Below are 13,122 nucleotides of genomic sequence, written 5' to 3'. Positions count from 1 at the left end.
ATTGATGCAGCAGCGAGGATTTCTTAAGATAGTTATTCTCTAATTTTTAATATAGTTGTAATTTATAAATCTAAGGTGATAAAATAGAGGAGTAGAATATTATTTAAAAAAGAAAAAATAGTATTGATTGTCTGATGATTGCTGTAGAACTAGGGATTATTTTGCAAAATATTTTGGAGGTTTACGAAATAATACTATATTTGCACCAGTAAAAATGACAGAGTAGTTGTTACAATCGTCAAAGAAACTAAAAAATGATCCGGTAGTTCAGCTGGTTAGAATGCCGCCCTGTCACGGCGGAGGTCGCGGGTTCGAGTCCCGTCCGGATCGCCAAAAAAAAACTTCAAACTTATAAGTTTGGAGTTTTTTTGTTTTATACTTTTCTCATTATTAATTAGGCTTTCCTAAGTCTGGAAAAGTAGTTTTTTCATAGTAATTCTTTATTATCAATACTGCTTTTTTAATTTGTAAATTCTTTTCTTGTTTTTATCATATCTGAAGATTGTATATCTAAAATTGCAGGCAAGGGTCTTGATTTTGGTAATTGTTGAACGTTAAAAAATTGATTATTTGCCCGTCAAAAAGCATTATTTCTAACTAATTAAGAAAATAATTTAGAAATTTCATCTATTTTCTTATCATAAATTAGTTTTTTATTTGAATAAGAAATTTTTTCTATTTTTTCAGCTCTAATCTTCTCAATTTTAGCGATTTCTAATTTAAATATCATTTGTGATAAGATAACCTTATCATATAAAATACAGTATTCTTATCATTAAAATATGATATGTAATCCATTGGTACATAGGGTATATTGCAAATTTTATTTTTTTATCTCATTTGAATTTTTATATTTGTAATGTTACGTAAATGTTAACTAATAAATGAAGCAAGATTTTATTCATACCTATGTATCTGTTGATTGTGTCATTTTTGGATTCGATTCCGAAAACCGACTAAACATCCTTTTGGTACAACGATATTCTGACGAAAATTCTGGGGATAATAAAAAGAAACTTCCAGGAAGTTTGATATTTAGTAATGAAGGAGTAGATGAGGCGGCAAGCAGAGTATTACACGAACTTACGGGTATTAAGAAGATGGTTTTGAAGCAATTCAAATGTTTTGCAGATCCAATGCGTGCAAGTAGCGAGATTGATATTACTTGGATGGGAAAGGAATACAACCATACCATCGATCGTATTATAACGGTAGCGTACCTTTCTTTATGCAAAATAGATCATAAGATCAACAGCAGTAAGTATGATAATGTAGATTGGTGTCCTGTAGACGCAATCCCAACATTACCATTTGATCATAATAAGATTATTAAAGAATCTTTAGTAGAGATAAGAAAATGGATTGACTCTGATTTCTCTATCATCTTCGAACTTTTACCTAAAAAATTTACCATAAGACAATTGTATCAACTGTACAGCGCAATCAGCGAGAAGCAAATTGATATCAAAAATTTCCATAAAAAAATATCGTCTTTCAATTACATCATTGGACTAGACGAAATTGAAAAAAACGTTTCTCATCGTGCAGCGAGATATTATAAGTTTGATGCCAAGGTGTACAAGAAAAACAATGCAAAACTAATAAAATAAAAAACCATCACTTAACTATGTATTTGCTAGGCTATGACATCGGAAGTTCTTCTGTAAAAGTTTGTTTGATTGAAGCTTCAAGCGGAAAGATTGTTGCTACAGACTTTTCTCCAAAAAAGGAAATGAAAATTGTTGCGCTAAACCCAGGTTGGGCAGAGCAAAACCCTTACGATTGGTGGACAAATCTAAAGTTGGCTCACGAGGCTGTAATGCACCAAGCTCAGATAAACCCAGAAGACATCAAAGGTATTGGGATTACTTGGCAAATGCACGGACTTATTTTGGTGGATAAAGACCAAAATCTTCTTAGATCTTCTATCATTTGGTGCGACAGTAGAGCAGTGCCTTATGGTGAAAAAGCATTTCAGGAAATTGGTCCAGAAAAATGTCTTTCTCACTTATTGAATTCTCCAGGAAATTTTACGGCTTCTAAGCTTGCTTGGGTAAAAGAAAATGAACCTGAAATATTTGAGAAAATAGATAAAATAATGCTTCCAGGAGATTATATAGCAATGAAGCTTTCTGGTGAAATAGGAGTTACTGTGGAAGGACTTTCTGAAGGTATTTTCTGGGATTTTAAAAACAATTGCATTTCAGAGGATGTGTGCAATCATTATGGAATTCCGAGGAGCTTCTTCCCAGAAATCGTACCTACATTTGGAATTCAGTCTACCGTTTCTAAGGTAGTGGCTGCAGAATTAGGTTTAAAAGAAGGAACTCCAATTTCTTATAGAGCAGGAGACCAACCTAATAATGCATTATCATTAAATGTATTCAACCCAGGAGAAATAGCTTCTACAGCAGGTACTTCGGGTGTAGTATATGGCGTTTTGGATAAGATAGATTATGATAAATTATCTAGAGTAAACACTTTTGCTCACGTGAATCATACTCCTGAAGATATAAGATTGGGGGTATTACTTTGCATCAACGGAACAGGAATTCTCAATTCTTGGTTGAAACACAACTTCGCCACATCACTTTCTACTTATGGTGATATGAATGAATTGGCTTCTCTATCACCCATAGGTTCTAAAGGACTAAGCATTGTGCCTTTTGGGAATGGAGCAGAAAGAGTATTGGAAAATAATGAAGTGAATTGTTCTATGCACGGGATCAATTTTAATATTCATTCTAAAGGTGATATTCTACGTGCGGCACAAGAGGGAATTGTTTTCTCTTATGAATACGGAATGGACATCATGAGAAATATGGGCATAGATATCAACGTGATTCGTGCAGGTAACGCAAATATGTTTTTGAGCTCCATCTTCAGACAATCTTTGGCTACAGTAAGTAATGCAGTGATAGAGCTGTATGATACCGATGGCGCCGCAGGTGCAGCAAGAGCTGCTGGTATGGGAATTGGCTTTTATGCTAATTCTGAAGAAGCGTTTGCTTCATTAGAGAAGATTGCTATTATAGAACCAGAACACGAAAAAAGAGATCAATATTTAGAAGCATATTCTAGTTGGAATGGCTATCTAAAAAAAGTGATGTAAACCCTTATTAATGCTACGAAAATTGAAATATATCTGCTGAATGTCAACCTCAGCAGCAAGAGAATTTCAATCTTAAAATAAAATAAAAAATAATTAATATAATATAAAGATTATGCAAATTTCAGAAGGAACAAGAGAGTTTTTTCCAGGTATTGAAAAAATTAAATTCGAAGGGCTAGAAAGCAAAAATCCAATGGCTTTCCGTTATTATGATGCTGATAGAGTAGTTGCTGGAAAACCGATGAAAGAATGGATGCGTTTTGCAATGGCTTGGTGGCACACGCTATGTGCAGATGGTAATGATCCTTTCGGGGAAGCTACTATCCACCACCCTTGGAATGACGCTAGTGATGCTGTTTCTAGAGCTAAACTAAAAATGGATGCTGGTTTCGAATTTATGTCTAAAATGGGCTTCGAATACTACTGTTTCCACGATATTGATTTGGTAGAAGCTGGCGAAAGCTGGAGCGAGTACGAAGCTAACTTGAAAGCTATCGTAGAATACGCAAAACAAAAACAAGCTGAAACTGGTATCAAACTACTTTGGGGTACTGCAAACGTATTCTCTCATGAGAGATATATGAATGGAGCTTCCACAAACCCAAATTTTGATGTTTTGACTTGTGCTGCAACTCAAGTGAAAAATGCTATTGATGCTACTATTGCTTTGGGTGGTGAGAACTATGTATTCTGGGGAGGAAGAGAAGGCTATATGTCTCTTCTAAATACAGATATGAAAAGAGAGAAAGACCATTTAGCACAATTCTTAACGGTAGCTAGAGATTACGCTAGAAGTCAGGGATTCACAGGTACTTTCCTTATCGAACCAAAACCAATGGAGCCAACAAAGCACCAATATGACTATGATGCGGAAACTGTAATTGGCTTCTTAAGACATTATGGCTTGGATAAAGATTTTAAATTGAACTTAGAAGTTAATCACGCTACTTTGGCAGGTCACACTTTCGAGCATGAACTTCAAGCGGCTATAGATGCAGGTATGTTGGGTTCTATCGATGCCAATAGAGGAGATTACCAAAATGGATGGGATACAGATCAATTCCCTAATGATGTATTAGAACTTACTCAGGCTTGGTTAACGATTATTCCTAATGGAGGAATAGGTAATGGAGGAGTAAACTTTGATGCTAAAATTAGAAGAAACTCTATCGATATGGAAGATCTATTTATCTCTCATATTTCTGGTATGGATGTGTTTGCAAGAGGTCTTTTGGCTGCTGCGGATATCATTGAAAACTCTGACTATAACAAACTAAGAACAGAGCGTTATGCATCTTACGATGTTGGTAATGGTAAGGCGTTCGAAGAAGGAAAACTTTCTCTAGAAGACCTAAGAAATATTGCAATGGATGCAGGAGAGCCTCAACCAAGAAGTGGTAAACAAGAGCTTTTCGAAGCTATTGTAAATATGCATATCTAATTAAAATGTGCTATTGTGATTTCTAATACTATAGGAAGTAACAATAGCACTTTTAATTTTCTATAATCTAAAAACAATAATTATGAATAGTTTTAATTTTGTCAAATGTAATAGAGCTGCTCTATTTTTCGCAATGGCTTTGTTACCCTCAACAATGATGTTCTCTCAAAGTAAGAAGAATGATTCTACGACTCAAGAGAAAAAAATAGAGGAAGTAGTTCTTATTGGGTATGGCCAACAGAAAAAAGAAGCAGTAACAGGGTCTGTGTCTTCATTGAGTGCTGCGGCATTAAAGGAAGTACCTTCTGCTAACGTTACAGAGGCATTACAAGGTAGATTACCAGGAGTAGAAATTGGTAGAACATCTACAAAACCTGGATCCGAGCAACAAATAAGGATTAGAGGTACACGCTCATTATCAGCGGATAATAATCCTCTTATTGTCCTAGACGGAATTCCTTTTGCTGGGTCAATAGGCGATATTAGTCCGAGTGATATTAAAAGCATGGATATTCTAAAGGATGCGTCTGCAACAGCAATCTATGGATCTAGAGGGGCTAACGGAGTTATTCTGATTACAACAAACAGAGGTGTATCAAACCAAAAGGCAAAATTATCGTATAACAGTTTTACAGGTGTTCAAACATTGTTTTCTAAGTATGATATGATGAATGGTAATGATTATGCTAAGTTACGTAAGTTAGCTAATCTATATTCTAACGGAACTGATGAGAAAGAGGGAATGAATACAGATTGGCAATCTTTATTCTACAATCCAGCAATGATTACAAGCCACGATTTAGGACTTACTGGCGGTGGTGAAGGAGGAAGTTATAATGTAGGATTATCTTATTTCAAACAGGATGGAGTGGTACCATTACAAAGCTATCAAAGATATGCCATGAGAGCTTCTGTAGATCAAAAGATAAATAGTTTCTTAAGATTTGGACTGACTTCGAATAATAGCTACTCTATCAATGACGGGAATAATATTAACCCTGGAACTATATTAGGATATTCACCACTTATAGATCCTTATAACGCTGATGGTACTATAAAAACTATAGCAAATCATTCTATAGACCAAAGTTATATTTATTCTAGAGAAGGTTTGTCAAAATTAGGAGATGCATATGTAGATCAAACAAGAGCATTTGCTTCTTACAATAATATCTATGGAGAATTGTCTGTACCCGGAATACAAGGCCTTAAGTATAGAATGAATGTGGGAGCTAATATTCGGATTTCGGATACTGGAAGTTATACTGGGATGGGAGTTTTCGCAACAAACCCACTTACCCAGTCATCTGCTAACATAAGTCATTCTTTGATGACGCAATGGGTTGTAGAAAACTTGTTGACTTATGACAGAACTTTTGGAAAACATAAAATAAATGCCGTTGCATTATACTCAGCTGAAGAACAAAAATTCAACAGATCTCATGTAAAAGCTGTGGATGTTCCTATTGATGCTTTTCAATTTTATAATTTGGGACATGCTCAAGGTGAAATTACCATAGATCCAAACCAACAAAATTATTACAAAAGAGGATTAGTGTCATGGATGGGTCGTGCAATGTATCAGTATGACAATAAGTACATGGTAACTGCGACATTACGTTCTGATGGAGCTTCTGTTTTGGCACCTGGCAACAAGTGGCACACTTATCCAGCGGTTTCTGTAGGATGGAATGTGACGGGAGAATCATTTATGGAGAAATTCACATTTGTTAATTTGCTAAAATTCAGAGCAGGGTACGGACAGACCTCAAACCAAGCAGTACTTCCTTACTCTACTTTTGGAAGATTGGGTACAGTACCTTATAATTTTGGAAATAACGGAACAGGATCTTATGAAATTGGTAATTATGTTACAAGGCTTCCTAACGCTAATTTAGGTTGGGAATATTCTCAAACATACAATTATGGAGTTGATTTTGGGTTTTTAAATAACAGAATTACGGGTACTGTAGAATATTATAATACCAAAACAAACGATATTTTATTAGATAAAAATCTTCCAACAACTAGTGGAGTTACGCTAGTAACTACGAATGTAGGGCAAACACAGAATAAAGGGTTGGAAGTTTCACTGAATGCTCAAGTTATAAAATCAGAGAACTTCTCTTGGGATTTGGGTGCTAACTTCTATACCAATGATAATAAAGTCACTGCATTGAATTCTGGGCAGACCCAGGATGAAGCAATGGGATGGTTTGTGGGGCATAACATAAACTCAATATACGACTACCAATATACAGGATTATGGCAAGCAGGTGACCCTTATCTCAATATATTAGAACCAGGTGGAAATGTGGGGATGATCAAAGTTTTGTACACGGGTGGTTACAATGCAGATGGCACTCCACAAAGAGCTATTAATTCTCAGGATAGACAGATTATAGAATTAGATCCTGATTGGCAAGGTGGTCTTAACTCTAGATGGGCATACAAAAATTTCGATTTAAGTGTTGTTGCAGCTTTTCAACATGGAGGCACATTAGTAAGCTCTTTATATGGACCTTCTGGATACCTAAATAGACTATCTGGTAGAGGAGGAAATGTAAATGTAGACTACTGGACACCAGAAAATACGGATGCCTACTTTCCAAGTCCTAATGGGGTAAGAAGTGGAGATAATCTTAAATATAGCTCAACTTTAGCTTTTTTTGATGCATCTTATTTTAAAATTCGTACGATCACTTTAGGATATAATTTTAATAAAAATGTTCTGGATAATTTAAAATTATCAAACTTTAGAATTTATGCTACTGTACAGAATCCATTTGTATTTGGCTCGCCTTATCACAGATTGTCAGGGATGGATCCAGAACCAAACTCTACTGGAACAGAAAATCAAGCTGTAGGTTCACAATATCAAAATCGTATTCTGTTGGTAGGTACAAATAATCCTTCTACTACAAACTTCATAATGGGTCTCAACTTAACTTTCTAATAACTAAGTCATGATAAAATTAAATAAAAAACTTGTAGCAGGGATGCTCATGGTTTCATTATCTCTTACTTCTTGTAATAGTATATTAGAAGAAGAACCGCACGGAATATACACGCCTAATGATTTTTATACAGAACAAGGGATAAACCAAGGGGTGACCGCTCTATACAGACATTTACGCCTGTTATATGGGAACGGATATTACATGAGTGCTACAATAAATGGTACTGATGAAGCGACGTATGCTCAAAGTGCAGATGCAAATTTCAAAGAAACCGATTTGTCGGGTGCGGGTCAAATAAACATGAATACTTTCCCTACAGGTATGGTTTGGAGTGCGGTATTTCCTTACATCAATACTGCCAATGGAATCATACAGAATGGTGCTGCTGTTGGGGTCTCTGAAGCTTTAATTTCTGAAGCTAGATTCTTTAGAGCTTTCGATTATTTCTTATTAGTTCAAAACTACGGAGGAGTACCATTAGATTTAGGATCAGGAGAATTAGCCTTTAATATTTCAGCTTCTACAAAGTCCGTAAGAAATACCGTACCTGAAGTCTATACAAAAGCAATTTTTAAAGATTTAGAAACAGCCATTCAAAACCTTCCTTCTAGCCCTAGAGTTATCGGAGGGGTAACCAAAAATGTAGCCCGTTTAACTTTAGCAAAAGCATACATAACCTATGCTTGGTGGTTGCAAAATCCTAATAATATCCCTACCTATCCTCATGCAGATAGAGTAGATCCCAATGGGCACAATGCACAATGGTATTTCCAAAAAGCATACGATTTATCTTTAGAAGCCATCAATAATCCTGGTCCATATGCTTTGGAGCCTACATACTATGATGTAAATGTGGGTTCAAATGATCGTAATAAAGAAACTATGCTCTATGCAGATCATACCGAATCTAGTGCGTATTATAATGAAGGAAATCCTATTGGGTTTGCTACAGGTTGGTCACCAGACAACTTTGGTGCTTGGATGATGACACACAATTACACCAATGTTAGAAGTAGCACTTCACCTACTACATGGTCTGCAGTAAGCTCTGTACAACGTGCAGCAACTCAGGATTTAGGGAGACCATGGACGCGTCTGGCGCCAACCATAGAATCTATTAAGAATACTTTTGCAGATAAAACTAATGATTCTCGCTATGATGGAACTTTTCAAACAACTTTTAGAGGAAATTGGAACAAAGGAGGCATTAGTAACGTCATTCTGTACAATGCAAATAACCTACCTGTAAAACAAGGAGATGCTATCTTAACCTTCCTAAATGATGATACTGAGTTATCTAATATTACTTATCCTACAGCAGCAGGAAAAAGTAATATTGGTGCAGGAGAAATTCCTGGAAGGGCAGACTTTGTAATACATGCTAGCGGAAACAGCCGTATTGTATATCCAAGTTTATGGAAGATAGGTACCTATCGTACGGATAATGGTACTGGTCTAGGATATCCAAATGCTTCACTCACGCGTCCTGCATATGCAGCGAAGTTCTCAGAATTCTATCTTGTAGCTGCAGAAGCTGCGGTAAAAGGTGCTTCTGGATCAATGTCTGCAAGAGATCTTGTAAATGTTCTAAGAGCTAGAGCAGGTAAGTGGAGATGGAATAACAATGGTAATGCACCAAAAGTACAAGATAATAGTGCTGCAATGATTGCGGCAACACCTTCTACAATTACAATAGATTATATCTTAGCAGAGAGATCTAGAGAATTCTATGGAGAAGGGTACAGATGGTACGATTTGGTAAGAACTCAAAAATGGACTGAGTATGCACAAACGTATACGATTGGTGGCGTAAATTATGGTGATCATACACCACAAACAGTTACTCGTAACATTCAGAAATTCCATTACCTCAGACCAATTCCACAGAGTCAGTTTGATAATATGGATATGAGTCCAGCTGAAGAAGCGGCTTATCAAAATCCTGGATACTAAATTATAATACAATTAATTTCATATCATAATTAGCAAATAAAGCAGATGTATGATGCATCTGCTTTATTTACCAAAAAAAAGTTACAGATTATGGAAAAAACATGGAGATGGTTTGGTAATAAAGATAAAATCCAACTCAATATGCTTCGCCAAATTGGTGTAGAAGGAATTGTTTCTGCACTGCATGATATTTCAAATGGTGAAGTTTGGCCTTTAGAAGACATTCAAGAGTACAAAAATCATATAGAATCCTTCGGGCTTCGTTGGTCTGTAGTAGAAAGTTTACCTGTTTCTGAAGCGATAAAATATGCAGGAGAAAACAGAGATCAACTGATAGAAAATTACATTCTAAGTTTAGAAAATCTTGGGAAAGCGGGCATCAAAACTGTTTGCTACAACTTTATGCCGGTACTAGATTGGGCGCGTACCGATCTTTATTATCAATGGGAAGATGGTTCTTCTTCTCTCTATTTTGATAAAACAAAATTTGCCTATTTCGAAATCAATATTTTAGAAAGAGAAGGCGCAAAAAATGAGTATTCTGAAGCGATTCTTTCAAAAGTAGAAGCGATTCAGAATACTATTACTGAAACCGAAAAAAACGAATTGATAGATTCTGTGATTGTAAAAACACAAGGATTTGTTAATGGTAATATAAAAGAGGGCGATCTTAACCCTATTCAGAAATTTAAGAATTTACTTTCGCTTTATGATGGTATCGATAAGAACCAACTTCGTGAAAACATGAAGTATTTCTTGGAGAAAGTAATGCCAGTTTGCGAAAAATGGAATATCCATATGTGTGTTCACCCAGATGATCCACCATTTGCTTTATTAGGTTTACCAAGAATTGTAACTAATGAAGAGGATATAGATTGGTTGCTGAATGCTGTAGACAATTCTCACAACGGACTTACATTTTGTACAGGTTCTCTGAGTGCTGGTTTGCACAACGATGTTCCAGCAATGGCAAAGAAATATGCTTCTAGAACCAAGTTTGTACACCTAAGAAGCACCAATGTATTTGATAATGGAGATTTCATAGAAGCAGACCACCTTTCAGGTAGAGGAAAGATAATAGAAGTTGTAAAAGTTTTCCAAAAAGAAAATCCAAATCTTCCGATGCGTGTAGACCACGGTAGATTGCTAGCCGATGATGTAGATAAAGGATACAATCCTGGATATTCTTTCTTAGGAAGAATGTTGGCACTTGGGCAAATAGATGGGGTGATGGCAACAGTGAATGCAGAATTTTACCCATAATGTAGTTTGAATAATATCTAAAAAGTAAAAAGAAAGAAATGAACGAATTATTTAGCGTAGAAGGTAAAGTTGCCGTTATTACCGGAGCATCGGGAGTACTCGGTGGTACCTTGGCAGAACACTTCATCAAGGCAGGTGCAAAGGTAGTTGCTTTGGGAAGAAGCCAAGAAAAAATGGATTCTAGAGTGGCAGAACTTACTTCTAATGGAGGTGATGCATTTGCTGTAGAAGCGAATGTGATGGACGTAAAAAGTTTAGAAGCAGCATCTGCAAAAATCATTGAGAAATATGGCAAAATTGATATTCTATTAAATATCGCTGGAGGTAACATTCCTACCGCTACTTTGTCTGCAGAGCAATCTTTTTTTGATATGGATATGATGGGTTGGAACGAGGTTACTGATCTTAATATCAATGGTACTGTTTATCCATCCTATGTTTTTGGAAAGGTAATGGCGGAGCAAGGTTCTGGAAGTATCGTTAATATTTCTTCTATGGCCGCTTATTCGGCAATTACAAGAGTAGCAGGTTATTCAGCTGCAAAATCTGCAATTACCAATTTCACACAATGGTTGGCATCGGATGTTGCCTTGAAATTTGGAGATAAAATAAGAGTTAATGCAATAGCACCAGGATTTTTTATCGGAGATCAAAACCGAAAAATCCTTATTAACGAGGACGGATCTTTAACGGATCGTAGCAAAAAAGTAATCGCCAAAACCCCAATGGGACGTTTTGGTGATGCAGCCGAACTTAATGGTGCGGTACAGTTTTTATGTTCCGAGGCATCAAGTTTTATTACAGGAGCACTTCTTCCTATAGATGGAGGATTTAGTGCTTTTAGTGGAGTTTAATATTTTTCATTTTACATATATTTTTACAAAGGCCTTGCATCATTTTTTTGTTTGTTTAGGCCATTTTTTTGAAAGTTAATTTTTCTTTCTCTACTTTATTTAAAATCCCAAAACCATGACTACAAATACTATAGATCGCAAAAATGTTTTCGGAGAAGCTTTCCTTTTACAAAACAAAACTGCCGAAAATCTTTACTTCGGATTTGCTCAAAATATGCCTATCATCGATTATCACAATCATCTAGAACCCGATGTGATGTCTATTAATAATCACTTCCGTTCTCCAACGGCTATTTGGTTAGATGGCGACCATTACAAATGGAGAGCAATGCGTAATTTCGGGGTGGAGGAACATTTTATTTCTGGAACAGCTTCAGATAAAGAAAAATTTCAAAAATGGGCTTCTGTTGTTCCGTATACTTTGAGAAATGCTTTGTTTCACTGGACGCATTTAGAACTTAAAAATCCTTTCGGAATTAAAGAATATTTAAACGAAAATTCGGCTTCTTCCATTTACAACCAAATGCAAGAAGCGTTACAAACTGATGCTTACCGACCACAATCCATCATCAAAAATTTTAATGTAACTACATTATGTACTACCGATGATCCTGCTTATGATTTAGGATATCATAAAGCGTTAAAATCGAGTGCTTTCGAAACTGAAGTTTTACCAGCATTCCGTCCCGATGTTTACATCAATATCATTAATCCTCAAGCGTATTTAACTTCAATTAAAAAGTTAGAACAAGTTTGTGGGATGACAATCGAATCTGCATCTGATTTATTAAATGCTTTACAAAACAGAATTAATTATTTTGATGAAGTAGGAGCTAAGGTTTCAGATCATGGGTTCGAATATTTCCCAGATACAACGCTTTGGAATTCTACTTTAGAAGAAGAATATTCTGAATTTTTAAAAGGAAATAAAGCAATCTTCTCAAATCCAGATGCACTTTGTGGTTATGTGTTAAAAGAGCTTTGTAAAATGTATGCAGCGAAAGGTTGGGTGCAACAATTCCACGTAGGGGCAACGCGTAATAATAATACAGCAATGTTGACTAAAATTGGGATAAATTCGGGTTATGATGCAATTGGAGAGCAGTATTTTGCCCAAAGATTAAGTGTAATGTTGGATCAGCTTAATACGAATGATCAGTTAGCAAAAACCATTATTTATAATCTAAATCCAGCGTATAATGAAGTTCTTGCTTCATTAGCAGGGAATTTCAATGAAGGAGGCATAAAATCTAAAGTTCAGTTTGGCGCAGCTTGGTGGTTCCTAGATCAATTAGACGGCATGGAAAAGCAAATGAATACAATTTCCAACATCGGACTTCTAAGCACTTTTGTGGGGATGTTAACGGATTCTAGAAGTTTATTATCATTCTCAAGACACGAACTTTTTAGAAGATTACTGTGTAATATGTTCGGGTCCGAAATGGAGAGAGGTCTTCTTCCTAATGACGAACAATGGGTCGGGAAGATTATCCAAGATATCTGTTATAATAATACTAAAAACTACTTCGGATTTTAATT

The 13,122-nt window shown here is 35.8% G+C and carries 8 protein-coding genes and 1 tRNA gene; all 9 read left to right on the top strand.

Going from position 1 to position 13,122, the window contains the following annotated elements:
* The first annotated feature begins 256 nt into the window (after positions 1–256).
* The 9 genes from ACKI42_RS04560 (at position 257) to uxaC (ending at position 13,120) form a co-directional block, all read left to right on the top strand.
* Positions 257–333: transfer RNA gene (locus tag ACKI42_RS04560), tRNA-Asp, on the top strand.
* Positions 334–884: 551 nt separating this feature from the next.
* Complete coding sequence (locus ACKI42_RS04555; RefSeq protein ID WP_407402906.1) at positions 885–1,610, top strand: NUDIX hydrolase; 726 nt, start codon at positions 885–887, stop codon at positions 1,608–1,610.
* Positions 1,611–1,627: 17 nt separating this feature from the next.
* Complete coding sequence (locus ACKI42_RS04550) at positions 1,628–3,112, top strand: xylulokinase (protein WP_407402904.1); 1,485 nt, start codon at positions 1,628–1,630, stop codon at positions 3,110–3,112.
* Positions 3,113–3,224: 112 nt separating this feature from the next.
* Positions 3,225–4,553 (top strand): xylose isomerase, encoded by a 1,329-nt coding sequence (gene xylA / locus ACKI42_RS04545; RefSeq protein ID WP_407402902.1) that lies wholly within the window; start codon positions 3,225–3,227, stop codon positions 4,551–4,553.
* Between the two features lie 82 nt (positions 4,554–4,635).
* Positions 4,636–7,509 carry a SusC/RagA family TonB-linked outer membrane protein gene (locus ACKI42_RS04540; RefSeq protein ID WP_407402900.1) on the top strand — a complete coding sequence of 958 codons (2,874 nt, stop codon included), beginning with the start codon at positions 4,636–4,638 and terminating at the stop codon, positions 7,507–7,509.
* Between the two features lie 10 nt (positions 7,510–7,519).
* Positions 7,520–9,466: a RagB/SusD family nutrient uptake outer membrane protein gene (locus tag ACKI42_RS04535; protein WP_407402898.1), complete on the top strand. Its 1,947-nt coding sequence runs from the start codon at positions 7,520–7,522 to the stop codon at positions 9,464–9,466.
* Between the two features lie 90 nt (positions 9,467–9,556).
* Positions 9,557–10,729 (top strand): mannonate dehydratase, encoded by a 1,173-nt coding sequence (gene uxuA, locus ACKI42_RS04530; RefSeq protein ID WP_407402896.1) that lies wholly within the window; start codon positions 9,557–9,559, stop codon positions 10,727–10,729.
* A gap of 38 nt (positions 10,730–10,767) precedes the next feature.
* On the top strand, positions 10,768–11,583 hold the full coding sequence (locus tag ACKI42_RS04525; RefSeq protein ID WP_407402894.1) for an SDR family oxidoreductase: 816 nt from the start codon (positions 10,768–10,770) through the stop codon (positions 11,581–11,583).
* Between the two features lie 115 nt (positions 11,584–11,698).
* Positions 11,699–13,120 carry a glucuronate isomerase gene (gene uxaC, locus ACKI42_RS04520; RefSeq protein WP_407402892.1) on the top strand — a complete coding sequence of 474 codons (1,422 nt, stop codon included), beginning with the start codon at positions 11,699–11,701 and terminating at the stop codon, positions 13,118–13,120.
* Positions 13,121–13,122: the final 2 nt, after the last annotated feature.

The organism is Chryseobacterium sp., assembly GCF_045629545.1.
Classification (GTDB): domain Bacteria; phylum Bacteroidota; class Bacteroidia; order Flavobacteriales; family Weeksellaceae; genus Chryseobacterium.
The sequence above is the reverse complement of the archived record's forward strand: the minus strand, read 5'-3'. Positions and strand labels throughout refer to the sequence as shown.

Coding starts and splice junctions, on each gene's coding strand:
- ACKI42_RS04535 (WP_407402898.1), top strand. CDS start 7,520: ATGATAAAATTAAATAAAAAACTTGTAGCAGGGATGCTCATGGTTTCA.
- ACKI42_RS04540 (WP_407402900.1), top strand. CDS start 4,636: ATGAATAGTTTTAATTTTGTCAAATGTAATAGAGCTGCTCTATTTTTC.
- uxuA (WP_407402896.1), top strand. CDS start 9,557: ATGGAAAAAACATGGAGATGGTTTGGTAATAAAGATAAAATCCAACTC.
- xylA (WP_407402902.1), top strand. CDS start 3,225: ATGCAAATTTCAGAAGGAACAAGAGAGTTTTTTCCAGGTATTGAAAAA.
- ACKI42_RS04550 (WP_407402904.1), top strand. CDS start 1,628: ATGTATTTGCTAGGCTATGACATCGGAAGTTCTTCTGTAAAAGTTTGT.
- uxaC (WP_407402892.1), top strand. CDS start 11,699: ATGACTACAAATACTATAGATCGCAAAAATGTTTTCGGAGAAGCTTTC.
- ACKI42_RS04525 (WP_407402894.1), top strand. CDS start 10,768: ATGAACGAATTATTTAGCGTAGAAGGTAAAGTTGCCGTTATTACCGGA.
- ACKI42_RS04555 (WP_407402906.1), top strand. CDS start 885: ATGAAGCAAGATTTTATTCATACCTATGTATCTGTTGATTGTGTCATT.